We start from the raw sequence: 25,671 nt of genomic DNA on the forward strand, positions 1-25,671 counted from the left end.
GGTCGACTGGCCGCCGCCGCGGCGGCCGTGCGGGAGGCCGCCGACCGCTACGCCGAGGTCGACCGGGCGGCCCGCCGCCGGCTCACCGGGGAACCGTGATGGATGCGCTGGACCGGCTCGCCGAGCCCGGCCTCGACCTGCTCCGCCGGGTGGACAGGCTGATCGCGGCCGGCGTCCCCGAGGGGCACCGGGTCTGGCCGCTGCTGCGCCGCATGCAGGTGCTGCCGGGCGACGCGGTCCGCGGCTTCCTCGACCTGCACCCGGTGCCGCTCGCCAGCGCCGGCCACGCGGTGCGCCGGCTCGTCCGGGGGTACGACGACGTCTCCGCCGCGCTCACCGACTCGGTGCTCTGGTCCGGTCCGGCCGCCACGGCGTACGGGCAACAGCGGGCGGCGCTGCTGCGTCACCTCGACGAGGGGCCGGACAGCCTGGTCGGGCGACTCGAATCCACAGCCGGTTACGCCGACGCCCTCGCCGACTGGGTGGAGGGCAGCCGTCTCGCGCTGGCCCGCACCCTGGCCGACGTGCTCCGCTCGGCCGAAGCCGTCGCCGTGGTCGCCGCCACCGCCACCGGTGCGTCGATGCGCCCCGGGCCGGTCGGGCCCGGTGCGGCCGACGCCGCCGAGATCGGCGCACGGGTGCTGGCGGTGCTCTGCGTCGCGTACGACGGTGCGGAGACGCTGCTGCGTCAGTGGGCGCCGAGCCTGGCCGAGTCCGCGTGGCGTCCGCCAACGGACGGACGACCCCGTTACGACCAGCCCACCCGGGTCGGCTGGTAACCGAGCCCGGCCCTCCGGTCGTGCCCGGGTCCCCGGGACCTCTGGCTGCGGTCGCGTCACCTCGGATTCGGCTTCCGGCCGTGGCTGCGTTGCCTCGGACAGCCCACGGCGTCGCTCGCGGGCGCCTGACCTGAGCCGGCGCCCACGGCGACGCCGTGGTCTTCCCCCTGCACCCCCCGCAGGTCTGCCTCCACTCAACGCCGCCGAGGCCCGTCTTGTCTCCTGCCCGGCCCCGGATTCAACCGTCCGGGCGAGCAGCAACGGCACGACGGGACGCCCGGCAATAGGTCAAGTCGACCGTCATGAATGCCAGCGGGGCGTAGCCGGCCGGTGCGCCTTGCGCCGTGACCCGTCGTAGGGTGGGGGGATGGGCATGCTCTGCGCGGTCAGCTTCAACCGGTACGGGCGGCTCTACTACCTCGACCCGGGCGAGTTGCGTCCGCAGGTGGGCGACCGGGTGCTGGTGCCCACCGATGACGGGCCCGAGGTGGCGGAGTGCGTGTGGGCCGCGCAGTGGGTGACCGAGGAAACCGACGGCTTCCCCCGCCTGGTCGGGCTGGCCGGCGACGACGACCTCCGCCGGGACGAGGCGTTGCGTCGGCGCAAGGCCGAGGCGAAGGTGGCCGCGAAACGGCTGATCCGCTCGCACGGCCTGCCGATGAAGGTGGTGGCGGTCGACCATGTGCTCGGCTCCGCCGAGAGCGGCGGCGAGCGCAGCACCGTGTACTTCACCGCCCCGCACCGGGTGGACTTCCGGTCCCTGGTCCGCGACCTGGGCGCGACCCTGCACTGTCGGGTGGAGCTGCGTCAGCTCTCCGCACGCGACTCCGCGCGGGTGCAGGGCGGCATCGGCTCCTGCGGTCGGGACCTGTGCTGCGCCACGTTCCTCACCGACTTCGAGCCGGTGACCATCCGGATGGCGAAGGACCAGGACCTACCGCTCAACCCGTTGCGCATCTCCGGCGCGTGCGGTCGGCTGATGTGCTGCCTGAAGTACGAGCACCCGCTGTACCAGCGCTTTCAGGAGACCGCCCCGGCGGTCGGCAGCCGGGTCTCCACCCCCGAGGGTGACGGCCGGGTCGTCGGCCACAGCGTCCCGAGAGACGCGGTGACGGTTCGCCTCGACGCCGACGGCTCCCGCTGCTCCTGCTCCCGAGCCTCCGTCTGCGCCCCCCGCCAAGCCCACGACCAGCACTACACCCCCTAACCCCGCCCGGCTCCCGCCCGTCCCGCCCAGCCCAGTTGATCAAGAGGTCTGCGTCAGGATTCGGGTCCGTCGTGACGCAAACTTCTTGATCAACTTGGGTGGGGTGGGGTGGGGTGGGGTGGGGTGGGGTGGGTTAGCGGAGGACTGTGGGGGGCTCGGTTAGGTGGGGGGTCAGGGGGGACTTCGGGGTCAGCCAACTTTGGGTGGGGGACTGGTCGGGGTTCACCTGCCAGTCGCGGGCGACCCGGTCCACCCCCACCGGGTAGATGGTCAGCGTGCCGTCCGGGTCGATGCGCAAGCGCAGGAACGACTTGGAGTCCTCGATGCCCTGGCCGGCGAAGAGTTCATTGACGTTCACTCCGAAAGAGCCGGCCACCAGCAGGTACGCCGCGACCAGCTGGCTGGCGACCAGCCCGATCACCGGGCCGTAGAGCACCGCGGCGGCGACCGCCGGCAGCGGCCACGGCCAGTCGTAGAACGGCAGCGCCAACCAGACCCAGGTGCCGGCAGCCCCCAGGGCGACCTGCGCCACGCCGTGGCCGACGCCGAGGATCCAGTGCCGCGCGTGGCGTTTGCCGCTCGCGCTCGGCGGCTTGGCGAACAGCGCTGCCGCGATCACCGTCACGAGCACCATCACCACCAGCGGGACGCTGAACAGCCGCTGGTTGGTGCTGTCGGCCCAGTTCGCCGTCGCACCGGCCATGGCCAGCATCAGCAGGGTGTGCAGGGTGCCGAGCAGCGTCGTGAAGCCGGGATTGCGCAACGGCAACCGGGGGAAGATGCCCCAGCCGTAGCGGCGCGACCGCGCGGCGTCCGGGTAACGGGCCACCAGGTCGTACGGCTGGGCGGAGCTGGCCTTGCGGGCCAGCGTGTCCCGCGGTGGCACCTCGATGCGCTCCGGCAGCTTGTGCGTGGGGTAGAGGTACGCGCCGCCGCCACCGCAGGTGATCAGCTCCCGGTCCGGCCCGGAGTAGCGGGCGTAGTGGTGCAGGTCGCCCGAGAGCAACAGCCGCACCCGCGCCCCGGTCGGGTCGATGATCGTGCGGATGAAGTAGTCGATCGAGTCGTACGCCGTGGGGTTGTCGGCGGCCTTGACCCAGGTCGGCGCAGGCGCCGCGATGATCACCTTGGACTCCGGCCCGAGCCGCCGGGCCACCTCGTCGAAGTAGGCCAGCTGCGGGTCGTCCAGGTACGAGCCGGACTGGTCGTCCACGCCGAGCAACCACCAGTCGGCCGGCAACTCCACAGCGAAGTACGAGCGGGACTGCCCGGTGCCCCAGCCAGCGAAGTTGCGGTCACGGGAGCGGACGAACAACCGCAGGAAAGCGGTGAGACCGTCGTACCAGTCGTGGTTGCCCGGCACCGCGAAGAGCGTCGGCTTCTCGGCCGGCGCCACCGGCAGGGCGGCCTGGTACGGGCCCTTGCACCGGTCCTCGTACGCGGCGTAGGCCGCCGACGGGTACACCTGGTCGCCGCCCATCACCAGGGTCTGCGCGCGGGGTAGGCGGTGCCCGTCGACGGTCAGCTCGGGTTGCGCCAGCAGGTACGCCACCGAGTAGGTGGCGTTGAAGCCGTCACCGAGGTCGGCCACGTAGTCGAGCCACAGGCCGCCGTCCGGCCCGACCTGGTGGAAGACGCCGTCGCCGAACGCGTTCTGCAACTCGCGCTTGTCGAGGTACGCCCCGAAGAGCACCGCCAGCAGCGTCCGGATGCCGGTGCTGATAAGCAGGAACGGCGCCAGCCACGGCACCGGCTTGCGCGGTGTGAAGCCCAGCTCCAGGGGGTCGGTGCTACGCGGCCGATGGGCGGCGCGTTCACCGGCCGGCGCACGGCCAGGGCGTTCGGTGGGCTCGACCTGACGTTCGGGATGGTCGCGTTCGTCGCTCACCCGCCGCAGCGTAGTCCCGGACCCGATCATCCGCTGTCCGGTAAGCGTCCAGATGGCGGCCGATGTCCGGTTGGTGCTGGCTGGTGCGACGGGGGTATCCCGTTCGGTCGGTGCCGCCGGGGTGCCGTACACTTGCTGATCGTTGCCGCCTTAGCTCAGTCGGCTAGAGCGACGCACTCGTAATGCGTAGGTCGACGGTTCGATTCCGTCAGGCGGCTCGGTACAGAAGCCCAGGTCATTGGCCTGGGCTTCTGCCGTTGCTCAAGGTCCACTACAGCGCCGCCGGACGTGCCAGTCCGCGAACAGTCCGCATCCCGCGCCGCGACCGCCTCGTCCAGCCGGTTGGCGACCGCGTCCAGACCGCCACTGAAGAGCCCGGCGTGCACGTCTACCGTCATCGACGCCGAGGCCTGCCTGAGCATCCGCTGCACCGCCTTGACGTTGGCGCCCGCCGTCACGGCCAGACTCGCCGCCGTGTGCCGGAGGTCGTGCGGAGTCAGACCGGCCATCCCAACCGATGCCGCAGCCGGCGCGAAGATCCGAGGCTGGAAGTTCGTGTTGCGCAGCGGCCCGCCGCTCGGGGCGGTGAACACCAAATCCTCGCGCCGCTTCCCAGCTACGTGCGCGGCCAACTCGTCGACGAGGAGCCGCGGAATCGGTACCGACCGACGCTGATGGTTCTTCGGCATGCCCTCCAACAGTTCCCGTGAGCAGAGCCCTCCGGCGGGTGCGGTCCCGCTTGCCTCGGGCCAGCAGGGTGGCTGTGTCCAGCGACAGTGTGGTGGCGGCGACGGCATCCATCGCCTGGTGCAGATCCGTCTCGGCCTTCATCGGCTCTGGATCCCTTCCCGCGCCGCGGTCGGCAGACCGTCGATCGGTGTGCCCTGAAGTTCCAGGCGCATCTTGCGCAACGCCTTGTGGCGGGTGGCCTTGACCGTGCCGACGCGCGGGTGGAGCAGGGCGGCCACGTCCGCCGGCCCTGATGACGCCAGCCAGCCTACCTAATACCTTCGTTGCGAAGATATCTTCGCGCGCATAAGGTCGGCGCATGAAGACACCGCTACAGGAGCCCACTTTTTTGATCCTGACCGCCCTGGCGGAGGGACCTATGCACGGTTACGGGCTGATCCTGAAGGTGACCGAGTTGTCGCAGGGTCGGTTGTCGATCCGGCCCGGCACGCTGTACGGCTCCCTTGACCGGCTGGCCGACGACGGGCTGGTGACAGTGGACCGGAACGAGATCGTCGATGGCCGCGCCCGCAAGTACTACCGCCTCACCAAGGAGGGGTTCTCATTGCTGCGTGCCGAGACGGAACGCATGCGCCGGGCCGTTGAGGCGGCAACCAGCCGCCTCAATGGTCGTGCGGCCGCGCAACCCCTGACCGCACCGCTCGGTCCGAACCTCGCCGGCGGTGTCGCGTGACGTCCGTGTTGCGTCATCGCTACACCAAACTCCTGTGCTGGTACCCCGCCGCCGACCGACGCGACCGGGGCGTCGAGATTGTGGAGACGTACATGGAACTCTCACCTGCCGGCCAGCGTTGGCCGCGTCCCGGTGATGTCGCCGACCTGGTCGCCGGTGGCCTGCGCCAACGTCTCCGGGCTCGCAACGCCGGCGGCCTCGTCGACGCCCTGCCGCTCACCGGCACCATCGCTCTGGTCACGGCCATGATGATGGCCACCGTGGGGTTGATCCTCACGGAGGTGTTCCCGAATCCTGATCAGTACGGTGTCGAGGCCCCGATGCTGGGGCCGTTCCACACTCTCGGCGCGCTGGCGTGGATCGCCTGGATCCTCGTGCTGCCGGCCGGGCTCGCCGGGTTCGGCCGATGGGCGGTCGCGGTCGCGACCGTCGTGACGATCGGCGTGGCCGTGGTCGTCGTGGTGGTCCCGGCAACAGAGTTGACCTCACTCCACGAGCCGAACCTGTTCGTGCTTGTGCCGCAGATCGCGCTCGGCCTGTTCGCGCTGGCGATGCCCCCCCGCTACGGCTACCGAAGCGCCGCGGTCACCGCTTCCGTCATCGCGGCTGGAGCGACGATGGTGCTGGTCGGATCGCGATACGGCCTTCGGTACGACGTACTTCTCGGCATGATGCTGCTCCTGGCGCTCATCGTCACCGGGGTGGTCCTCGCCGCCCGGCGAGACCGGCGGGCCTGGTGGCCTGCCATCCTGCTACTCGGGCCAGTGCTGCTGCTCGGGCCGAAGACCGGTATGGAGGCCATGTACGACAGCAGGCGCGGGGCACTCGAATGGGCCGCGATGTCACTGGTGGTGGCGGTGGCCGCGCTGCTTGTCGCGGTGATCTGGCAGACCCAGCGCGCCCGGCGGCGGGCGGCGCAAATCGAGCAGTAGAACCACCGGTACGCCTCGGCCCGACGTCGGCGGGTGGGTCGCGAGTAGGGGCCGTCCGCGAGAGCGACTGACCACTCGCCCCCTGCGGCATCCCCGCAGCGTCTTTTGCCAGGTTCTGCCCGTCCTCGTCCCGGGCTCCCGTCGTACACCTGCCTGAGGTCGATCACGGCGCCGCCACCGGAACGCAGGACAGCACCACGAGGCAGGCGAGGACTCCCCGGGTGCCCGGACACCGCCCGTGATGTCATCTGCGCATGAGTGTGCCGCAGTCGGTTGAGGCGTTGTGCGACGAACTACGTCGGCGCGCAGGTTCGGGTCATCAGGTAGACCTTTGGGTGCCCGACGACCTGTCGCCTGGGGGCACGCCAGTACCTGTCGAGCCGACCGGGATCGCCATGGCCATCGTCGTTGACACCGCGTTGTCGCTTGACCTGTGGCCGGAAGGCTTCACCCAGGGGGTCGGTGGGCGCACGTACCACTACAAGCCCAACGGCTGAACCCGGTGGGCGATGGCCCGCGGTAGGCGCGGCGCCGATGCTGGGAACCGCCACCGTGCCTGTCGTGTACGGAACGACGGCACGCGAAGGCTTGGGGTCTCAGCCTCGCGCTTCCCGTCCCGGCGTTGTCTCCGCAAGTGCGGCGGCCACCCGGGGCGCCTCGCGTCGGCCCTGCTCGCGGGCTGCGGCCACGAGCGCCGGCACGACGGAGCGGTCCATCACGGTGGTCCCCTGCGCTCGTTTGGAGGCCGGGTCCCGGAGCAGTAGCTCCACCCGGCGACCCGTTCCCAGCGCGGCTCGCTGCTTGTCGATGCGCGCCCAGGGCCCGATCGCGGCGGTGCTCGGCGCGAGGGCGATGACCGGGCCGTTTCCGGGGGCGAGGTCGAGGTTGAGGGTCGACCGCATGCCGCCGTCCATGTAGCGGCGGTCGCCGATGCTGACCGGGGCCGCGGAGATCGGCATGGCGCAGCTCGCGGCGACGGCGTCCACCATTGGGACGCCGTCGTGCCGGGTGATGGTGCGGCTGGCGCCGGTCCCGGTGTCGACGACCACGATGCGAAGGTCCACGTCGTCCGGCCAGGCGTGGTTGGGCAGTCGGGCTTCGGCTGTCCGACGCTGCCGGGACGGGTCGTCGATGCGGGCGGCGAGGGCGAGTCGGCCGAGGCGGCGAGCGGCCCGCTCGGGGCTGCGCGCGAACAGTTGTGCCCGCGCGAGCCGAAGCAGGTGGAGAAGGCCCGGTGCGGATGAGGTTTCGTGGGCGAGACCGCCGCGCTGGCGCTCGAAGAGTTCCGCCAGTGGGGTGCCACTGGCGAGCTGAGCGCCGACAACGGCACCGGAGCTGGTGCCGATGAGGACGGCCTCCGGGGCCACTGTCACTCCCTCGTCGGCGAGCCCCGTGAGGATGCCGACCTCCCAGGCGATGCCGGCCACTCCACCGCCACCGAGCACCCAGACGGGCCGCGCGTCGTCCGTCATCGGTCGCCCCGTTCGAAGTCGAATACTGCAAACGCTGTACGCGGTTTAGGCTAACAGTGGCGAGGAAGGATCGACAACGAGCTATCAGGGCTCGCGCCGCCCGACGAGGATGCCGCCGAGCCGGCTCTCCGGCGAGACAACGGTGGTCTGCGAGTCGACAGTGAATCCGCTCTGGCGCAGCCAGGCGGCCACCTGGGCTGGCTGCCGACGATGGACGTGCACGTTCATCGGATGCCCGCCGTAGCCCTCTGTCTTGAGGGTCGTTTCGTCGCCCACGTGGAAGCCGAGCAGCAGCGGGCCACCGGGGCGCACCACCCGCCGGAAGTGGGCTAACACGACGTCGATCTGGTCGTCGGGGATGTGGATGAGGGAGTACCACGCGACCAGGCCGGCGACCGAACCGTCGGCCAGTTGGAGGTCGGTCATCGAGCCGACCTCGAACCTCAGCTCCGGGTGGTCACGGCGGGCCACGGCGATCATTCCGGGCGAGAGATCGACCCCGAAGGCGTCGACGCCGAGCGTGTGCAGGTGGGCGGTGATTCGCCCCGTCCCGCAGCCCACATCCGCGACCGGCCCGCCGCCGGCACCCTGCACGAGCTCGGCGAACGATGCCAGGGCGGCTCGTTCGTACGGTGCCTCCGCCAGGAGGTCACGTACCAGGTGCGCGTAGCTGACCGCGACCGTGTCGTAGGAGGTGCGGGTCGCTGTCAACCAATCGTCTACGGTCACAAGTCCAACGCTAATTCAGCGACACACTGATGCCTGATCTTGCCGGACCGACAGTTTGGAGGCGTCTACCCATGACTTCCGCAACGGTGACCGTGAGTCTGCCCATCGCCGATCGGGCTACCTCCTACCGCTTCTATCGCGACGGGCTCGGCCTGGACGCCGTGGGCGAGTTGGCCGACGATGGCATCCCGGAGCCGTTGCAGTTCGTGGTCAACGACGGGCTGCGGCTGATGCTCATCCCGACCGGCGGCTTCGGTTGGGTTATCGGCCGACACGAGGTCGCCCCGAGGGGTCAGAGCGAATGCCTGCTCAACCTTGGTGTCGCTGCGCCGGCCGAAGTGGACGCGTTCGTCGAGCGGGCGCGCGCTGCCGGCGCCGAGATCATCACCGAGACGGCAGACCAACCCTGGGCGTACGCGGGCGTCTTCGCAGACCCTGACGGTCACTTGTGGATGGTGTCCGCCGATTCGGGGTCCTGAAACCGTCGGTGGTGGTGGTTACGGTCCGACGGTGACCGTGACCACTGATGCCCCTGGGACGCTGCCCACCCCCGCCGACGAGGCCCGGCTGTGGGCACTCATCGAGGCGGCCTGGGCCGAGTTGGGCGCCGAGCCCTTGGCGCTGAGGCAGGCCCTCGTCGAGCGCGACCCCGCCGGCGACAACGGCGACGACGACGGTCCCTCCTACGCGATCGACGCCTGGCTTGATGCCTTCCTGGACCACCTCGGGCAGTTGACCGTCGAGCTGACCGGGCAGGAGTTGACGGATCTCGACCGGGTGGTGGAGCGCAAGCTGCACGACATTGATCGGGAGGACATCCACGAGGTGACCGACGGGTCGGACGACGGCTTCCTCTACGCCCGTGGCTTCATCGTGGCCCTGGGGCGGTCGTACTACGAGGCGGTTCGCGCCGACCCCGCGATGGCGTTGCTGGACGCCGACTGCGAAGGCATGTGCTACTTCTTCGCGCACCTGCACAACGACCGGTTCGGTTCGTGGCCGGAGACCGGCTCGGGGATCTCCCGCGAGTCGTTCGGCAACCCGGCCGGCTGGTCGGCCTGACCGGGAGCCCGGCGAATCAGTCACTGTCGTGTTGCCGAGGTGGGCTGCCGCCGTCGCGGCAGCTCGATGCGCCACAAGAGCCTCACGCCTTCTGAAGCACGATCAAGTGGTACTCCAGCCAACGCCGTGACAATCCAGCCTGCAGCGCTGAACCGCCAATCATGTTGGCCCAGAACGGCATCTCGACAAGACGGTTGCGAAGCCGTGGAAGTACCGCTGTGGCGCCGACAGCCAGCTTGATCAGGCGGTCACGGGGCCGACCGAGGTGCAGGTACGGGGTGAGATCCAGGTCCTCGACCAAGCGCAAGCCGGCGCGCTCGGACATGGCGACCAGCTCAGCCACGGTATTCAAGCTTCCGACGCGCCAGCCGGCGCGGAACTGGTCGAGACAGCGCTCCCGAGCGGCGAGCCCTCGATCCTTCTCGGTCGCCCAGTCGTCGCACAGGATGAGGCGGCCTCCAGGGCGCAACCGAGCCACCAGGGACGGGATCAGGTTCTCCAGCGACGGCGAGTGAACGACCGCCTCCACGGCGACCATGGCGTCGTAGTGCGGTTCCGCGGGCAGCTCGGCGAAGTCGGCACAGATCACGTCACAGCGGTCGGTCAGTCCTTCGCGGGCGAACCGCTTCGCTGCGATCTCGGCCTGCACTCGGCTGATGGTCACCCCGGAGACGAACCCGTCCACCTCGCGGGCCAAGCGAACCATCGTCCCGCCGACACCACAGCCAAGGTCAAGCACCCTTGCGCTTCCCGCAGGAACGTGCCCGCGCAAACGCTCGATCATGAGGCGGTTGACGGTGTCCATGGCCGCTGCTGTGTTCGCGACGTCCGGCGTCCACACGCCACGATGGATGGCGTCACTGCCTGGGCTCTCGGCAACCAGGAGGAACCGACGCGTGTTGTCGTCGTAGTAGTCGGCGACGCGATCAACGTGGCCAGAAGCATCCTGCTCAGTTACCGAGCCCATCGACGAAAGCTATCAGGCGGCCTCCGGGGCCGTGACTTTCCGTAAGCGTAGGTTGACGAATCGATGTCGTCCGGCGGCACGGTGTTCCTGTCGCGCCGCGCGGGTCAGACGTAGATCTTCGTGGCGTACGCCGGGCCGTAGTGCCGTTCCAGGTCTTCGAGGCTCTCCGTCGGGGCCTCGACCTCCTTGATCAGGCGTGCCCGGGACGGCAGTGCCTCCGGCTGCCAGGTCTCCGGCCGCCACAGCGCCGATCGCAGGAATGCCTTTGCGCAGTGGTAGAAGATCTGCTCGATCTCCACCACCACGGCGAGCACCGGCCGGTGCCCCTTGACCACCATGTCGTCGAACCAGGGCGCGTCACTGACCAGGCGGGCCCGCCCGTTGATCCGCAGCGTGTCGGTCCGCCCGGGGATCAGGAAGAGCAACCCGATGTGCGGGTTGTCGAGGATGTTTGTGTAGCCGTCGGCCCGCCTGTTGCCGGGCCGCTCGGGCAGCGCGATGGTCGTGTCGTCCAGCACCAGGGCGAACCCGGCCGGGTCGCCCTTGGGCGAGACGTCGCAGCTGCCGTCCGCGCCGGCCGTGGCCATCAGACAGAACGGCGAGGCGCCGAGCCACTCGCGGTCCCGTTCGTGCAGCCGGGGGCGTTCCTTGCTGGCGGCCCGCGCGTTCGGTACGCCAAGAAGCTCGCGCAACTCCTCGTGCGAGGTGATCTCCACCGTCACGTTGATCCTCCCTCAGCCGTTGACCCGGTGGCGGGCACCACCGTCGTCAGCCTAGGCCGCCGTGACCAGCGCGAGGTTTGTGCCTGGTTGCCGGGGGTACGGCCTCACCCGACGCGCTCGCCGCACGAGACCGTTCCGCAGGACGCCGACCAGTGGAGGCCGGGAGATGGAGAGCCGACTCAAGGTACTGGGCCACCCGGTCCATCCGATGCTGGTGATGTTCCCGGTCGCGCTGCTGGCCACGGCGGTGCTGTTCGACGTGGTGGACACCGTCGGCGGTCCCGACTTCCTCGGCGAGGTCGCGTACTGGAACATCACCGTCGGCCTGATCGGCGGCCTGCTCGCCGCGGCGGCCGGCTCGTTCGACCTGCTGGCGATCCCGACCGGCACCCGCGCCAAGCGGGTGGGTCTGCTGCACGCGGGCGCCAACGTCGCGGTGATCCTGCTCTTCGCCGCCGTGTGGGCGGTGCGGCTCAACGCGGATTCCCGGGCCGCCGGCGGGGCACTCGTCGCCATCGAGGTGGTCGCGCTGGCGATTCTCGGCATCAGCGCCTGGCTCGGTGGTGAGTTGGTCGACCGGCTCGGTGTGGGCGTCGACAGTGACGCCGGCCTGGACGCGCCCAGCTCACTACGGCCGCCGGCGGCCACCCAGCGGATCGGAGAGGTGTGATGAGCGAGCAGCAGTTTGGCGGCTTCGGCCGGGGGTGGCGCGGCAGCCGGCAGCAGGGCTGGGACCCGATGGGGGAGTTGCAGTCGCTGCGCTCCGAGTTGAGTCGCCTGGTGGGTGGTCGCGGCGGGACGTCCGACGTCGAGTTGACCGAGACCTCGGACGGCTGGGAGGTCGTCGTCCGGCTGCCCGGAGTGGCGCCGGAGGAGGTGGCCGTCGAGTTGGACGACCGGGAGTTGTGCGTGCGGGCCCGGTCCGAGGCAGAGGTCAACGCCGACCAGGGCATCCCCGGCGGCTTCGAGACGCGCGGCTTCGAGTACCGGGTCAACCTGCCGGCGCGGGTCGACCCGGACACCATCGACGCGGTGATGGACCACGGCCTGCTCCGGGTCCGGCTGCCACGGGCGACCCGGCCCGCGCCGCGCACCATCACCGTCGGCCGCACCGGGCCGCGCTCCGGCGACCTCTCCACGGGTACGCCGATGCCAGCCGATCCCGCAGCGGACCGGGAGCTGCACCGCCCGGACACCGCTGGCGAGATCGACCGGCCGTAGCGGGTCGGGTGGTCACCCCGTCCGTGCTCGGTCCGACCGCCGAGCGCCTTCCCGACGTGCGGCGGATCGCCGTGCTGCGCGCCAACGCGCTCGGTGACTTCATCTTCGCCCTGCCGGCGTTGGACGCGTTGCGCAGCGCGTACCCCTCGGCGGAGATCGTGCTGCTCGGGGCGCCGTGGCACGCGAAGCTCTGGCGCGACCGGCCCGGCCCGGTGGACCGGGTGCTGGTGGTGCCGCCGGCAGCCGGCATCCGTACGCCGGAGCCGGGCGAGCCGGAGTCGTCGATGGACGACTTCGTGGCCGCTGCCGCCGGTGCGGAATTCGACCTGGCGGTGCAGATCCACGGCGGGGGTGCCAACTCCAACCCGCTGATCGGTCGGCTCGGTGCCCGGTTGACCGTCGGCCTGCGCACCGACGACGCGCCGCCGCTGGACCGGTGGCTGCGCTACGTCTACTACCAGCATGAGGTGATCCGCTACCTGGAGGTGGTGGCGCTGGCGGGAGCGCCGGCCACCACCATCACGCCGACGCTGGCGGTGACCGACGCCGACCGGGCCGAGGCCGCCCAGGTGCTCGGCCCGGCAAGCCGCCCCCGGGTGGCGTTGCATCCGGGTGCCACCGACACCCGCCGCCGCTGGCCCGCCGAGCGCTTCGCCGAGGTGGCCCGTGCGCTGCACGAGGACGGCTACGAGGTGCTGGTCACCGGCACGCCCTCCGAGCAGGAGGTGGTGGACCGGGTCGTCGCTGCGGCGCAGGTGCCGGTGCGCCCACAGGTGGGCACGCTCAGCCTGGGCGGGCTGGTCGGTTGCTACGCCGACTGCGCGTTGGTCGTCTCGAACGACACCGGCCCGCTGCACCTGGCCGCCGCGGTGGGCGCGCCCACTGTGGGCATCTTCTGGGTCGGCAACCTGATCAACGGGGCCAGCCCGCTGCGGGGTCGGCACCGACCGATCAGCTCGTGGACCGTGCACTGCCCGGTCTGCGGGGTCGACTGCACACCGGGCATCTATCCGCACCGGCCCGGCGACGGTGAGTGCCCGCACCGGGACTCGTTCGTGACCGACGTACCGGTGATCGAGGTGCTGGAAGCCGCCCGGGAGTTGCTCACCCCGTAGGTCAGGCCGGCTGCGGGGTGTCCTCGTCGGCGAGGACGACCTCCCAAGCCTCCACGTCCCGGTCGGTGACCGTGGTGGGGGACTCCAGGTGGTACGCGCCGCTGGGCAGGATGCCCGCGCCGCCGTGGCGGGACAACACGGCGAGCTGCGCGGCCACGTCCTCGCCCTGGTGCTTCTCCTGCACCCGACGCCAGAAGTCGAAGCCGCCGGCGTCGACGAGCTTGGCCCGGTCGTAGAGCACGCACCCGCCGATCCAGGAGACCTTGTACGCCCGCCACGCGCCCGGCGGCAGCGCCAACTGCTCGGTGATGTGCAGCAGGTTCGCGGCCGAGTGGATCCGGGCCCGGTTCCACTCCGGGGTGTCGGGTCGGATCCGCTCCGGTGTGGGCGGGCCGGCCCACTCCTCGTAGTGGCCGTGCGATTCCGGCCGTACGTCGTCGGTGTACGAGAGCCCGTGTACACCGTTGCCGACGAACCCGCAGCCCAGCTCACCGATCGCGGTGACCAGTCGGTGCATCGCACCCGGTTCCAGCCAGATGTCGTCGTCGAGGCTGAGGACGTACCGGGCGGCCGAGGCGGCGAGCAGGTACGCCCGGTGTTCGGCCAACCCCCGTCGAGGCAGCCGGCGGGTCAGCAGCACCGGGTGGCCCCGGTGGCGCAGCGCCCGGACCATGGTTGCCGCGGCGGGATGCGTGTACGCCGGGTCCCCGTCGGACTGGTCGCTGACGACCACGCCGAAGCCGGGTACCCCGTCCTGGGCGGCGAGCCCGCCCAGGGTGACGGCCAGCTCGGCGGGCCGGTTCCGGGTCGGAATCAGCACGTCGACCAGCCGGTCGGCGCGGAACTCCTCCGGGGTGCCGAGGTCGAGGGGGCGGTTCACGACGCCTGGGTGCGGGTGCGCAGCGACGGGTCGGGCTCCCGGTCGTTGGTGTGCGGCGACGGGTCCTGGCTGTGCGACCGGATCCGCTCGATGATCGCGGAGGTGGACCGGTCCGGCACGTACCCCAGGGTGCGCACCTGGCCGCCGAGCCGGCGCACCAGCGGCGCCTCCGGCACCAGCTCCGGCGGATAGTCGCCGCCCTTGACGTACACGTCCGGTCGGACCGCCTCGATCAGCGCGGCCGGTGAGTCCTCCTCGAAGACCACCACGTGGTCAACGCAGGCGAGTGCGGCGAGCAGGGCACCCCGGTCCTCGACCGGGTTGACCGGCCGGTCCGGGCCCTTCAGCCGTCGTACGCTGCCGTCCGAGTTGACCGCCACGATGAGTAGGTCGCCCAACGCGCGGGCCTGCTCCAGGTAGCGCACGTGCCCGCGATGTAGCACGTCGAAGCAGCCGTTGGTGAAGACCACCGACCGTCCCGCCTCGCGGTACTCGGCGACGATCGCGTCCAACTCGTCGCCGCTGACCAGCGCGGGGTGGCTCGTGGTCTCGGTTGGCTGGTCCAGCGCGGCGAGCAGGTCGTCCCGTCGGCAGACGCAGGTGCCGGTGTCCGAGACGGTGATGGTGGCCGCGAGTTGGGCGAGTTGGGCGGCGGTGGGCAGGGGCGCGTCGGCCGCCAGGGCCAACGTCATCGCCGCCAGGTACGCGTCGCCGGCACCCACGGCGTGGCTTGCCGGCACCGGAGTGCTGTGGCTGCGTCGTGGCTCCCCGTCGGCGCCGCCGACCACCGCGCCCTCGGTGTCCAGGGTCACCGCCACCACGTCGGCACCGGTGTGCGCACGCAGTTCGGCCAGCCGTGACCTGGCCAGGACGGCCCGGTCGACGCCCTCTCCGGCCCGGGTGTTCACTGTGACGCCGGTGCCGGTGACGCTGAGCCCGTCACCGGTGAGGGCGACCCGTCCCTCACCCGGGGTGGGCTCGCCGAGCGGCCCCGGGCGGTCGGCCCGGGTCAGCTCGGCGGCGGTGTCGTCGGCGCGTACCGCCCCCGGGGCCGCGCCGACGGTCATCTCGGACGGTCCGTCGACCGGGTCGCCGTCCGGGTGTTCCAGGTGCAGTTCGGTCCCGCCGGTCGGTCGGGTCGTACCGCCCGCGCGGGCCAACAGCCGGGTCGCCTCGGCGAAGCTGGGGGTGACCACTGTCGGCGCGAGGCCCCGCCAGTCGGCCAGGTCGTGGGCGTCCAGCGCGACAGTGGCGTACCGCTGGCGGTTCTCAACCAGCCACGCGCGGACCGGCGCGGGCAGCGCGCCCAGGCCGTAGTCGCAGACCACCAGGGTCGGCGCCTCCCCACCGGCGGCGGCGCGCAACTCCTCGGTGGCGCAGCTCAGGGCGGTGAGCAGCCGGCTCACCCCGTCGTGGTCCAGCGCGTCCTCCGGGTCGCCGGAGTCCTCACGCAGCAGGATCTGGTTGCCGGCCAACATCCGCCGCTTGACCGGTGTGGGTCGCCCGGGCTGGTTGACAGTGCGGTCCCAGACGCTCGCGCGGTCCAGGCAGTCGTGCAGTTCGTCCCCTGCGACGTCGGCGCCGACCGGTGCCACCAGCACCGCCCGGCCGCCGAGGGCGGCGACGTTGACGGCGGTGTTCGCGGCCCCACCGGCGGCGGAGATCCGCCGGCGCAGGGTGAGGACCGGGGCGGGCGCCTCCCGGCAGAGCCGGTCGGAGTCGGCGAACCGCCATTCGTCCAACATGGCGTCACCGACGATCAGGACTGGGCGTCCGAGCCAGCTCTCCACGACGGTGGCGAACCGGCGCTGCTCCGCTGCTGCTCCTGCCATGCCTCCCGGGGTCCCCAGCGGTCTGGCGGACAAACCTGCGCGCCGACCGGTCCCGCCGCTGGTCAGGCGGTCTTCGGCGGCTCCTGACCGGTCCTCACCGGTCCGAACCTGTCCGAACCTGTCCGACCTGTTTCGGGCGTTCGAGGGCGGGAAGGGGATTGAGGTACCCCTCGGAAAGGAGATGTACCGAGATGGCAGCGACATTGCAGGGCAAGCGGATCGCCTTCCTGGCCGCCGACGGCGTCGAGGAGGTCGAGTACGTCCAGCCACGCGAGGCGGTCGAGAACGCTGGCGCGACGGCCGAGCTGGTCTCGCTGAAGCCCGGTTCCATCCAGTCCTTCAACCACCTGGACCACTCCAAGACGTACGACGTGGACGTCACAGTCGACAAGGCCGACGCCGCCGGCTACGACGCGCTGGTGCTGCCCGGAGGGGTGGCGAACCCGGACTTCCTGCGGGGCGACCCGGACGCGGTGCGGTTCGTGAAGGCGTTCTTCGACGCTGGCAAGCCCGTCGGCGTGATCTGTCACGGCCCGTGGACGCTGATCGAGGCGGACGTGGTGCGGGGCCGGCGGATCACCTCCTGGCCGACACTGCGTACCGACCTGACCAACGCCGGAGCCACCTGGGTGGACGAGGAGTGCGTCACCGACGGCAACCTGACCAGCAGCCGCAAACCCGACGATCTCCCCGCCTTCTGCGCAGCAATCACCAAAACCTTCACCACCCCCTAACGCCCCCAGCCCTTTCCCGGTGATCAAGAGGTTTGCGTCAGGAACGCGGTGCGTCATGACGCAAACCTCTTGATCAACGCCAGGAGGCGGGAGCGCGGAGCGGGTGCGGTACCGGGTTGGTTTTTTGGTGGTTCGGCGCATGTTCTGCGGCTCGCGGGATAGAAGGCCACATGACCACCGAAGCCTCAGATGCGCCGGTGCTGAACCGTCAGCAGATCCGGCTGCTCATGTTGGGCCTGATGACCGGCATGCTGCTGGCCGCACTCGACCAGACCATCGTCGGTACGGCGCTGCCGACCATCGTGGGCGAGTTGGGCGGGATCAACCACTACTCCTGGGTGGTCACCGCGTACCTGCTCGCCTCGACCGCGTCGACGCCGCTCTACGGCAAGATGGCCGACCTGTACGGGCGTCGGCCGGTCTTCCTCTTCTCGATCGGCACGTTCCTGCTCGGGTCGTTGCTGGCCGGGCTGTCGCAGAACATGACCCAGCTGATCGTCACCCGGGGTATCCAGGGTCTCGGCGCCGGTGGTCTGCTGACGCTCGCGTTCACCATCATCTCGGACGTGGTGTCACCCCGGGAGCGTGGTCGGTACCAGGGCCTGTTCGGCGCGGTCTTCGGGATCTCGTCGGTCGCCGGGCCGCTGGTGGGCGGTTACTTTGCGGAGACCGACTGGCGGTGGATCTTCTACATCAACGTGCCGCTGGCGATCCTGGCCATCGTCGTCTGCTACCACGTGATGCGGTTGATCCCGTTCGAACGTCGGGACCACTCGATCGACTGGCTCGGTGCCGGCCTGCTGGTGGCCGGGGTGAGTTCGCTGCTGCTCGCGCTGAGCTGGGGTGGCAACGAGTACGCCTGGGGTTCCGGAGTGATCATCGGGCTCTTCGTGGCCGGCGTGGTGCTGGGGGTGCTCTTCGTCCTCCAGGAGGCCCGGGTGGCCGAGCCGATCCTGCCGCTGCGGCTGTTCCGGAGCGCCACCTTCGCGCTGGCCAACTCGGCCCTGCTCATCATCGGTCTGGTGATGTTCGGTTCGATCATCTTCATTCCGCTGTATCTGCAGATCGTGAAGGGCGCCTCGCCGACCCGTAGCGGTCTGCTGATGCTGCCGATGATGGCCGGCATCATCATCACCTCCATCCTGACCGGCCGCGCGATGACCCGGATCGGCCGCTACAAGTGGTTCCCGGTGGCCGGTTCGGCGACCCTCCTGGTCGGCATGTTCCTCTTCACCCAGTTGGAGGTGGCCACCTCACTCTGGGTGGCGTTCGGGTACATGGTGGTGATCGGCGTCGGGCTGGGTCTGTGTATGCAGTCGCTGATCCTGGCTGTGCAGAACGCGGTCTCGGTACGCGACCTGGGTGCTGGCACCTCCTCGGCGACCTTCTTCCGGTCGCTTGGCGGTTCGTTCGGGGTGGCGATTCTCGGCACTGTGCTCTCGTCCCGGCTGACCAGCGGACTCGCCGACCGGTTGCCCGGCGCGATCGCGCAGCTCCCGCCGCAGGAGCAGGCCGCGGTGGCGGCGAGTGGCGGCGCCAACATCTCGATCAACGATCCGGCCACCATCCTGGCCCTGCCGGGGCCGGTCCGTGCGGCCATCCAGGGCGCCTTCGTCGACGCGCTGGACATGGTCTTCCTGACCGCCGGCCTGATCGCGATCGTGGCGGTGGTGGTCACCCTGACGCTGCCCAACACGCAGCTTCGGGGTGCCGGCCCGCAGGGTGCCACCGGTGGTGCCGACCCGCTCGGCGGGGAGGCCCCGGCTCCGGGCGGCAAGCCGTTGACCCGCGAGTCGAAGGAGGAGGCCGCCGCCGACATGGAGGCCAAGTCGCAGACGATGATCTGAGCGTCTCGACACCGACCGCCCCGGGACCGCCCCGGGGCGGTCGGTGTCGGCCGGGTCCAGGTGGTCAGGCGGGGCGGCGGTAGGCGCCGTACCACCAGGTCGCGGCCAACTCCCGGGCGGCTGCCGCGTCGGTCTCGGGGTCGGCCGAGGTCGTGCTGACGTGGTCGGCGAGGAAGCGGTCGCCGCCGACCACGATCAGCCGGCTGGCCGTCGTCACGTCCAGGTCGGCGGGGGTACGTCCGGCCTGCTGCTCGATCCGGAGCGCGTCCACGGTGCGGGCCACGAACTGCTCCAGCCCGGCCGCCCAGTACTCCCGGACCGCCTCGTCGTACGCGGCGACCTCGCTGACCGCGGCCAGCACCGGGGCGTATGTCCGGTATATCCGGATCACGTCGGCGAAGGCCTCGGTCAGCCGCGTGAGCGGGTCGCCGGGGCCGCCCGGGTCCCACTCGCCGGTGCGGTCGAACGAACTCTCCCGCATGGTGCCGGCGAGGCGCATGAGCAGCTCGGTCTTGTCCCGGAAGTGGGTGTAGAAGGTCGACCGCGCCACGCCGGCCTCGGCGGCGATCCGCTGCACGCCGAGGTCGGTGAAGCGGATCCCCTCCTTCAGGAGCCGTTCGGTGGCCGCCAGCACCCGCGCTTCGACGGCCGCGCGTCCGTCGGGGTTGCGCGGGCGGCGGCGGGTGATCGAGGGCATAGCCGGAATCCTAGGTGGCCGGGGGTCGGCTCGGCGACGTACGCTCGTTGCCGGACACAGTGTCCGACATAGTGACCACGGAGTGCCTGACCTCGGCCTCCGACCCACCACGAGGAGCAACACACGTGAAGTACCGACTGCTGGGCACCACCGGGGTGTACGTCTCGGAGATCTCGCTCGGCGCGATGACCTTCGGCGGCAGCGGGCACCCGCTCTGGGGCACCCTGGGTGGGCTGGCGCTGCCCGAGGTGCAGCGGCTGGTGGACACCGCGCTGGACGCGGGCGTCAACTTCGTCGACACCGCCGACGGCTACAGCGACGGCGAGAGCGAGGAGCTGCTCGGCAAGGCGCTCGGCAAGCGGCGTCGCGACGTCGTACTGGCGACGAAGGTGCACTCCCGGACGGGCCCCGGCCCGAACGACGTCGGCACCTCCCGGCTGCACATCATGCAGAACCTGGAGGACAGCCTGCGCCGGCTGGGCACCGATCACATCGATCTGTACCAGATCCACAACTTCGACCAGATCACTCCCATGGAGGAGATGCTGCGCGCGCTCGACGACGCGGTCCGGCAGGGCAAGGTGCGCTACATCGGCGCCGCCAACTTCGCCGCCTGGCAGATCTCCAAGGCGCTGGGTATCTCCGCCCGGGAGAAGTTGGCCGGGTTCGTCTCGGTGCAGGAGTACTACTCGCTGCTGGGCCGGGACGTGGAGCGCGACGTGGTGCCGATGGCGCTCAACGAGGGTGTCGGGCTGACCGTCTGGAGCCCGCTCGCCGGTGGTTTCCTCTCCGGCAAGGTCAGCCGGGACGGTGCCGTCGCCGACAGTGGCGCGCGGAGCGCCCAGCCCGGGTACGCCAGCTTCACCCCGTTCGACCCGGAGCACGCCTTCGGCGTGGTCGACGTGCTCAAGGGTGTCGCCGAGCGGCACGAGGTGAGCCCGGCCCGGGTGGCGGTCGCCTGGCTGCTGTCCCGACCGGCCGTGACCAGCGTGATCGTCGGTGCCCGCAAGCACGAGCAGTTGGTCGACAACATCGCCGCCTCGGATCTCACGCTGACCGAGCAGGACCTCACCGAGCTGGACGAGGCCACCAAGCTGCCGGTCGCGTACCCGAACTGGATCCAGGAAGGGTTCTTCGCCGGGCTCCGCCTGCCGCAGTGAGGCACGGCCCCGGGGCCGGTGGCCCCGGGGCCGCCCTACTTGAGGATGAGCCGGTTCGTCTGCTCGAAGACGTCCAGGTCGGCAAGGGTCTCGATGACCGAGGTGGAGAGTGGGGCGGGAAACCGGTCGCGGGCGAAGAAGCCGGCGTCCGTGGTCTCGTCGGTGACCCGGGCCAACTGCCCGTCCCACTCCTCCACCTTGAACGCCGTCGTGAACACCTGGTACGTGTGGCCGTACATGTTTGTGCTCGTCCGGTCCGGGCCGGTGTAGAGGGCGAACGCGCAGACCCGCAGCGCGCGCAGCCCGGTCTCCTCACGGACCTCGCGTACGGCGCAGTCGGCGATCGACTCGCCCAGTTCCATCGCGCCGGCCGGCATGGCCCACTGGCCGTTGTCCGAGCGTTTGATCAGCAGAATGCGTCCGGCGTCGTCGTTGACCACGGCACGGGCGCCGACGAACATCAGCGTCCGGTCCCCGGCGAGCGCGCGCAACTGCCCCACGTATGAGTCGGCCCAGGAGATGCTCACCTGCGACAACTTACGGGGGTTCCCAACGTGTGACCGCCGACACTAGCTTGTTACCCATGCGTAGCACGATGATGGACGCCCCTCTGCAGATCTCCCGGATCCTCGACCACGGTGCACTGGTGCACGGCACGGCCGAGGTGGTCACCTGGACGGGCGCCGAACCCCGCCGGATGACGTACGCCGAGGTGGGCCGGGCCGCCGCCCGGCTGGCACACGGGCTGCGCGACGAGTGTGGGGTGACCGGCGACGAGCGGGTCGCGACCTTCATGTGGAACAACAACGAGCACCTGGTCGCCTACTTCGCGGTGCCGAGCATGGGCGCGGTGCTGCACACGCTCAACATCCGGCTCTTCCCCGACCAGGTCGTCTACATCGCCAACCACGCCGAGGACCGGGTGGTCCTTGTCGACAGCACGCTCATCCCGCTGCTGGCCCGGGTGATCGGTGAGCTGACCACTGTGCGGCACGTCGTGGTGGTCGGCGGTGGTGACCCGGCGCCGCTGGTGGCGGCGGCCGGCGACCGGATCACTGTGCACCACTGGGACGCGTTGCTCGCCGACCGGCCCGACACGTACGACTGGCCCGAGGTGGACGAGCGCGACGCCGCCGCCCTCTGCTACACCTCGGGCACCACCGGCAACCCGAAGGGCGTGGCCTACTCGCACCGGTCGATCTATCTGCACTCGTTGCAGGTCTGCATGCCGGAGGGTTTCGGCCTCGGCCCGACCGACCGCGAGTTGGCCATCGTGCCGATGTTCCACGCCATGTCCTGGGGCCTGCCCTACGCGGCCTTCCTCTCCGGCGCGTCGCTGATCATGCCGGACCGGTTCCTCCAGGCCGCGCCGATCGCCGAGATGATCGCCGCCGAGCGGCCCACCCTGGCCGGTGCGGTGCCGACCATCTGGACCGACCTGCTGGCCTACCTGGACACCCACGACGTGGACACCTCCTCGCTCGGTGAGGTGATCGTCGGCGGCTCGGCGTGCCCGCCGGCGCTGATGCACGCATTCGACGAGCGGCACGGAATCGATGTCATCCACGCCTGGGGGATGACCGAGATGTCCCCGCTGGGGTCGGTCTCGCGTCCGCCCGCCGGTGCGACCGGTGAGCAGGCCTGGCGCTACCGCTACACCCAGGGGCGGGTGCCGGCGGGAGTGCAGGCGCGGATCGTCGGCCCGTCGGGCGACCCGATGCCCGCCGACGGCACGGCAGTGGGTGAGCTGGAGGTCCGAGGGCCGTGGGTGACCGCCCGGTACGTCGGTGACGGCGCCCCGGACGAGGAGAAGTTCCGCGACGGCTGGCTGCGTACCGGCGACGTGGGCACCCTCTCGCCGGACGGGTACATCAACCTGACCGACCGCGCCAAGGACGTGATCAAGTCCGGTGGTGAGTGGATCTCGTCGGTGGAGTTGGAGAACGCGCTGATGGCCCACCCGGCGGTGCTGGAGGCGTGCGTGGTGGGGGTCCCGGACGAGCGATGGGACGAACGCCCGCTGGCCACCGTGGTGGTCCGGGAGGGCGCTTCGGTGACCGCCGAGGAGTTGCGGGACTTCCTGGCCGGGTCGGTGGCGCGCTGGCAGTTGCCCGAGCGCTGGGCGTTCATCGACACGGTGCCGAAGACGAGCGTCGGCAAGTTCGACAAGAAGGTCGTCCGTTCGCGGTACGCCGGGGGCGAGCTGAGTGTCCGGGAGCTGACAGCCCCGTAACGTTTTCCCCGGCACTGTCGCCTGTTGGGGTGGGAGTACTCCTGAACCCTCCCCAGGGGCGGCCCCGGCGTTCGCACCGCGCCGGGGCCGCCCGCTCCACGCGGGGTGACCCGCACCGTCATTGTTGCGAAAGTTATTCGCTTCTGTCCTGCTGACGGGGAAATCGGGTGGTCGGCGACCCGATCAGGCGTCGCTGGTGCTGATGAGCACCTTGCCCACAGTCGAGTCCTCCACCGCCTGATGCGCCGCGGCCGCCTCCGCCAGTGGGTAGTAGTGCAGCGGCAGACCGGCGTCCGCGCCGACCCGGATGCCACCCTGGCTGGCCGCCGCCGCCACGTCCTTCACGCCCTGCGCCTTGGCCGACTTCGGCTCCGTGTAGACCAGGACGAACTGCCAGCGGGCGTTCGGCGCCATCATCGCCCGGATCGGGATGCTCACCTCGTCCCCGCCGTTGTCGGCGTACATGCAGACCGCGCCGCCGTGCCGCAGCACCCGTGCGTCGACCGAGGCGTTGCGGGCGGGGGAGACCTCAACGACCGTGTGGACCCCGTCGGGGGCGATCTTGTGGACCTCCTTGACCACGTCCTGCTCCCGATAGTTGATCACGAAGGAGGCACCGGCCGAGGCCGCGAGCTGGGCCTTCTCCGCGCTGCTCACAGTGGCGATCACCGTGGCGTCGGCCCAACGGGCGAGCTGGATCGCGGCATTGCCGACCGCTCCCGCGCCGCCCTGCACCAGCACCGTGTGATCCGCCAGCGCGCCGGCCCGCAGCGTGTCCGGCATGAACTCGCCAGCGGTCAGACAGCGGTGCGCGGTGAGGAACGGGATGCCCAGCGCGGCGCCCAGCTCGAACGGAGCGGCGCCGAGGCGTACCGCCTGCCGGACCGGCACCAGCGTGTACTCCGCCGTCGTGCCCCACTGTCGCTGCCAGGCAGCCTCCCAGATCCACACCCGCTCACCGATCAGGTCGGGGTCGACCCCATCGCCGACCGCCTCGACCACCCCCGCGCCGTCCTGCCCGGGGATCTGCCACCCGTTCGGCGGGGCGTTGCGGCGGGACTTCCAGTCGGTCGGGTTCACCCCGGAGACCGCCATCCGCACCAATACCTCGCCCGCACCCGGCTCCGGCACCGGGCGATCGACCAGATCGAGCACCGAAGGGTCGCCGTTGCGCTCGTACACGATGGCCTTCATCCGTGGTCTCTACCCGGCTCGACCCGGGTCAACCCAGCTGATCCACCAGCTCCGGGGTCAGCTCACCGATCGCGTTCAGCGTGGCCACCGCCAGCCCGGCGGCGTCCGGATCGAGCGGGTACGAGCCGTGCGGCACCGCCACCACCCGCATCCCCGCCGCCGCGGCGGAGCGCACCCCGTTGGACGAGTCCTCCACCGCCACACAGCGGGTCGGGTCGACGCCGAGACGCTGCGCCACGCTCAGGTACACGTCCGGTGCGGGCTTGCCCCGCTCGGTCTGCTCGGTGGAGAGGGTCGCGCCGAACGCGTCGGTCAGGCCGGTCGCCGCCAGCGCCGCCTCGATCAGCCGCGTCGGCGACGAACTGGCCAACCCGAGCGGCCACCGCGCGGCCAGCCGGCGGACGACCTGGTCGGCGCCGTCGATGAGGGGTACGTGGTCCCGGTAGCGTCGGGTCATCTCCTCGACCACCTCGACGGCGACCTGCTCGGCGGTGCGGTCGACGCCCAGCTCTCCGCTGAGGTAGCGGGCCCACTCACCGGTGCTCATCCCCATGAGCCGGCGTTGCGTGTCCGGTTGCCACGCCCCGCCGTGGGCCGCCACGTACGCCCGACGGACCTCCTCCCACACCGGCTCGGAATCCACGATCACGCCGTCCAGGTCGAAGACCACCGCATCAGTCACGGGCCCATCCTGCCCGACCGGTGGGTGCCCGGTCAGCCGGGCAACGCGGGCAGACCGAGCGGGCTGCCCTCGGGGAGCAGGGTGTGACCGGACCGGGCGATCGGCTCCAGCAGCTCCCGGAGCCGGTCCGTGTCGTGGGCGCCGAGCGCCTGCCACGGGTGCGCGGCGGCCCGGTCGGTGGCGTCCTCGATGGCCTGGAACTCGGCCCGGGCGTGGTCGGTGGCCGCGCCGTCCCCGGTCAGCCAGCCCCGCTCGGTGAGCCGCTCGCGGGCGGCCTGCCACTGCTCCTCGGACCAGCCCCGGCCCAGCAGGTACTGCGGCGGCGAACCGTCCAGCGCGACCCGCCCGGTGAGCGTCTCCACCGGGTCGAGGCCGGCGGCCACCAGCGCCGCCACGTGCCCGTCCCCCCGGTGCTCGCGCAGCGTGGTGGCGGCCTGCCAAAGTCGCGCCAGCGGGTATTCACCCGCCGGGAGGGCCGCGTTGGCAGCGCCGAGCACCCGGCCGGCGGTCTGCGCCGCCGCGGCGGCCCGCTCCAGCAGGTCGGCGGCCTCCACGAGGTGCGACTCCGGAAGCTCGTAGGTCAGCTCGGCGAGCGCCTGCACGGCACCGGTCAGACGGGCGCGCAGCGCCTCCTGCGGGGTGGCCAACCGCCACACCGCAGGCAGCGCGCGGGCCACCATCGGCGGCGCGAAGTTGAAGAAGGCGGCGATCACCGGGGCCGCCTCGGCGGCTCCCAGCGGCGCGGCCCGGCCGGCGAAGTAACCGCGCCAGTAGCCGCGCAGCCCGACCGCCTCGTACGCGGCCCGGGCCCGGGGGTGCAGGTAGGTGACAGTGTGCACCGGCTCGAAGTACGCCCACATCGACCGGGCGGTCCGCCCAGGCTCGTCCAGCGCCG

At 71.0% G+C, this 25,671-nt stretch carries 26 protein-coding genes, 1 tRNA gene and 1 pseudogene; 14 read left to right on the top strand and 14 right to left on the bottom strand.

The features are described 5' to 3' along the window. The first annotated feature begins 98 nt into the window (after positions 1–98). Both GUI43_RS25030 and GUI43_RS25035 read left to right on the top strand, forming a co-directional pair. The gene (locus GUI43_RS25030; RefSeq protein ID WP_112602142.1) at positions 99–779 is read left to right on the top strand and encodes a hypothetical protein; all 681 of its coding nucleotides are present in this window, start codon (positions 99–101) and stop codon (positions 777–779) included. A gap of 367 nt (positions 780–1,146) precedes the next feature. Continuing rightward, positions 1,147–1,986, top strand: a complete 840-nt coding sequence (locus GUI43_RS25035; RefSeq protein WP_112585777.1) for a PSP1 domain-containing protein — start codon at positions 1,147–1,149, stop codon at positions 1,984–1,986. 133 nt (positions 1,987–2,119) lie between these two features. On the opposite strand, the gene GUI43_RS25040 is transcribed toward GUI43_RS25035, so the two are convergent. Continuing rightward, the gene (locus tag GUI43_RS25040) at positions 2,120–3,874 is read right to left on the bottom strand and encodes a metallophosphoesterase family protein (protein WP_346265202.1); all 1,755 of its coding nucleotides are present in this window, start codon (positions 3,872–3,874) and stop codon (positions 2,120–2,122) included. A 144-nt stretch (positions 3,875–4,018) separates the two neighbouring features. Here GUI43_RS25040 and GUI43_RS25045 point away from each other — a divergent pair. Beyond that, a tRNA-Thr gene (locus tag GUI43_RS25045) sits at positions 4,019–4,092 on the top strand. A gap of 186 nt (positions 4,093–4,278) precedes the next feature. Here GUI43_RS25045 and GUI43_RS34335 read toward each other — a convergent pair. Further along, a pseudogene (locus tag GUI43_RS34335) lies at positions 4,279–4,671 on the bottom strand (tyrosine-type recombinase/integrase); the annotation flags it as partial. Positions 4,672–4,701: 30 nt separating this feature from the next. Continuing rightward, positions 4,702–4,842 carry a hypothetical protein gene (locus GUI43_RS33990; RefSeq protein WP_170158785.1) on the bottom strand — a complete coding sequence of 47 codons (141 nt, stop codon included), beginning with the start codon at positions 4,840–4,842 and terminating at the stop codon, positions 4,702–4,704. An 80-nt stretch (positions 4,843–4,922) separates the two neighbouring features. Between GUI43_RS33990 and GUI43_RS25055 the strand changes: the two genes are divergently transcribed. Continuing rightward, the gene (locus GUI43_RS25055) at positions 4,923–5,297 is read left to right on the top strand and encodes a PadR family transcriptional regulator (RefSeq protein ID WP_112699923.1); all 375 of its coding nucleotides are present in this window, start codon (positions 4,923–4,925) and stop codon (positions 5,295–5,297) included. A 92-nt stretch (positions 5,298–5,389) separates the two neighbouring features. Next, positions 5,390–6,229: a hypothetical protein gene (locus GUI43_RS25060; RefSeq protein ID WP_146762999.1), complete on the top strand. Its 840-nt coding sequence runs from the start codon at positions 5,390–5,392 to the stop codon at positions 6,227–6,229. 596 nt (positions 6,230–6,825) lie between these two features. Here GUI43_RS25060 and GUI43_RS25065 read toward each other — a convergent pair. Beyond that, positions 6,826–7,701 (bottom strand): patatin-like phospholipase family protein, encoded by an 876-nt coding sequence (locus GUI43_RS25065; protein WP_112699925.1) that lies wholly within the window; start codon positions 7,699–7,701, stop codon positions 6,826–6,828. 84 nt (positions 7,702–7,785) lie between these two features. Continuing rightward, a complete protein-coding gene (locus tag GUI43_RS25070) occupies positions 7,786–8,430 on the bottom strand; it encodes a class I SAM-dependent DNA methyltransferase (RefSeq protein ID WP_112699926.1) in 645 nt (214 codons plus the stop codon). Between the two features lie 71 nt (positions 8,431–8,501). Here GUI43_RS25070 and GUI43_RS25075 point away from each other — a divergent pair, with 71 nt between their 5' ends. After that, a complete protein-coding gene (locus tag GUI43_RS25075) occupies positions 8,502–8,909 on the top strand; it encodes a VOC family protein (protein ID WP_112699927.1) in 408 nt (135 codons plus the stop codon). A 31-nt stretch (positions 8,910–8,940) separates the two neighbouring features. Next, the gene (locus GUI43_RS25080; RefSeq protein WP_244220431.1) at positions 8,941–9,492 is read left to right on the top strand and encodes a DUF4240 domain-containing protein; all 552 of its coding nucleotides are present in this window, start codon (positions 8,941–8,943) and stop codon (positions 9,490–9,492) included. 82 nt (positions 9,493–9,574) lie between these two features. Here the strand turns inward: GUI43_RS25080 and GUI43_RS25085 are convergent, their stop codons facing one another. Continuing rightward, on the bottom strand, positions 9,575–10,459 hold the full coding sequence (locus GUI43_RS25085; protein WP_112699928.1) for a class I SAM-dependent methyltransferase: 885 nt from the start codon (positions 10,457–10,459) through the stop codon (positions 9,575–9,577). 104 nt (positions 10,460–10,563) lie between these two features. Further along, entirely contained in the window at positions 10,564–11,181 is a 618-nt protein-coding gene (locus GUI43_RS25090) for a pyridoxamine 5'-phosphate oxidase family protein (RefSeq protein WP_112585787.1), read from the bottom strand. A 166-nt stretch (positions 11,182–11,347) separates the two neighbouring features. On the opposite strand from GUI43_RS25090, the gene GUI43_RS25095 reads away from it, so the two are divergent. From GUI43_RS25095 to GUI43_RS25105, 3 genes are read left to right on the top strand one after another with little or no spacing between them, the layout of a single operon-like run. Continuing rightward, positions 11,348–11,851 (top strand): DUF2231 domain-containing protein, encoded by a 504-nt coding sequence (locus tag GUI43_RS25095; protein ID WP_091395370.1) that lies wholly within the window; start codon positions 11,348–11,350, stop codon positions 11,849–11,851. Then, positions 11,851–12,402 (top strand): Hsp20/alpha crystallin family protein, encoded by a 552-nt coding sequence (locus tag GUI43_RS25100; protein ID WP_112585789.1) that lies wholly within the window; start codon positions 11,851–11,853, stop codon positions 12,400–12,402. The genes GUI43_RS25095 and GUI43_RS25100 overlap by 1 nt, the downstream gene beginning before the upstream one ends. An 8-nt stretch (positions 12,403–12,410) precedes the next feature. Further along, a complete protein-coding gene (locus tag GUI43_RS25105; RefSeq protein ID WP_112602119.1) occupies positions 12,411–13,517 on the top strand; it encodes a glycosyltransferase family 9 protein in 1,107 nt (368 codons plus the stop codon). Between the two features lies 1 nt (position 13,518). On the opposite strand, the gene GUI43_RS25110 is transcribed toward GUI43_RS25105, so the two are convergent. Together GUI43_RS25110 and rfaE2 are read right to left on the bottom strand one after the other, a co-directional pair. Next, positions 13,519–14,397, bottom strand: coding sequence for a glycosyltransferase family 2 protein (locus tag GUI43_RS25110; RefSeq protein ID WP_112585793.1), 879 nt, complete (start codon positions 14,395–14,397; stop codon positions 13,519–13,521). Further along, on the bottom strand, positions 14,394–16,229 hold the full coding sequence (gene rfaE2, locus GUI43_RS25115; protein WP_112699929.1) for a D-glycero-beta-D-manno-heptose 1-phosphate adenylyltransferase: 1,836 nt from the start codon (positions 16,227–16,229) through the stop codon (positions 14,394–14,396). Before rfaE2 ends, GUI43_RS25110 begins: the two co-directional genes overlap by 4 nt. A gap of 191 nt (positions 16,230–16,420) precedes the next feature. Here rfaE2 and GUI43_RS25120 point away from each other — a divergent pair, with 191 nt between their 5' ends. Next, a complete protein-coding gene (locus GUI43_RS25120) occupies positions 16,421–16,963 on the top strand; it encodes a type 1 glutamine amidotransferase domain-containing protein (RefSeq protein WP_112677663.1) in 543 nt (180 codons plus the stop codon). Positions 16,964–17,133: 170 nt separating this feature from the next. Continuing rightward, positions 17,134–18,810 carry an MDR family MFS transporter gene (locus tag GUI43_RS25125; RefSeq protein WP_112585799.1) on the top strand — a complete coding sequence of 559 codons (1,677 nt, stop codon included), beginning with the start codon at positions 17,134–17,136 and terminating at the stop codon, positions 18,808–18,810. A 64-nt stretch (positions 18,811–18,874) separates the two neighbouring features. Here GUI43_RS25125 and GUI43_RS25130 read toward each other — a convergent pair whose 3' ends face one another. Beyond that, entirely contained in the window at positions 18,875–19,507 is a 633-nt protein-coding gene (locus tag GUI43_RS25130; protein ID WP_112585801.1) for a TetR/AcrR family transcriptional regulator, read from the bottom strand. 125 nt (positions 19,508–19,632) lie between these two features. Between GUI43_RS25130 and GUI43_RS25135 the strand changes: the two genes are divergently transcribed. Further along, a complete protein-coding gene (locus tag GUI43_RS25135) occupies positions 19,633–20,667 on the top strand; it encodes an aldo/keto reductase (RefSeq protein ID WP_112699930.1) in 1,035 nt (344 codons plus the stop codon). Between the two features lie 35 nt (positions 20,668–20,702). On the opposite strand, the gene GUI43_RS25140 is transcribed toward GUI43_RS25135, so the two are convergent. Beyond that, the gene (locus GUI43_RS25140; RefSeq protein ID WP_030334282.1) at positions 20,703–21,194 is read right to left on the bottom strand and encodes an NUDIX domain-containing protein; all 492 of its coding nucleotides are present in this window, start codon (positions 21,192–21,194) and stop codon (positions 20,703–20,705) included. A 71-nt stretch (positions 21,195–21,265) separates the two neighbouring features. Here GUI43_RS25140 and GUI43_RS25145 point away from each other — a divergent pair, with 71 nt between their 5' ends. Next, a complete protein-coding gene (locus GUI43_RS25145; RefSeq protein ID WP_181562630.1) occupies positions 21,266–22,900 on the top strand; it encodes a fatty acid--CoA ligase in 1,635 nt (544 codons plus the stop codon). A 183-nt stretch (positions 22,901–23,083) separates the two neighbouring features. On the opposite strand, the gene GUI43_RS25150 is transcribed toward GUI43_RS25145, so the two are convergent. From GUI43_RS25150 to GUI43_RS25160, 3 genes are read right to left on the bottom strand one after another with little or no spacing between them, the layout of a single operon-like run. Next, positions 23,084–24,094 (bottom strand): NADPH:quinone reductase, encoded by a 1,011-nt coding sequence (locus GUI43_RS25150; protein WP_112699932.1) that lies wholly within the window; start codon positions 24,092–24,094, stop codon positions 23,084–23,086. Positions 24,095–24,122: 28 nt separating this feature from the next. Further along, on the bottom strand, positions 24,123–24,776 hold the full coding sequence (locus GUI43_RS25155; RefSeq protein ID WP_112602124.1) for an HAD family hydrolase: 654 nt from the start codon (positions 24,774–24,776) through the stop codon (positions 24,123–24,125). 32 nt (positions 24,777–24,808) lie between these two features. After that, positions 24,809–25,636, bottom strand: coding sequence for an SCO6745 family protein (locus GUI43_RS25160; protein ID WP_112585858.1), 828 nt, complete (start codon positions 25,634–25,636; stop codon positions 24,809–24,811). Positions 25,637–25,671: the final 35 nt, after the last annotated feature.

The sequence above is a fragment of the Micromonospora noduli genome, assembly GCF_003264365.1.
Lineage (GTDB): Bacteria > Actinomycetota > Actinomycetes > Mycobacteriales > Micromonosporaceae > Micromonospora > Micromonospora noduli.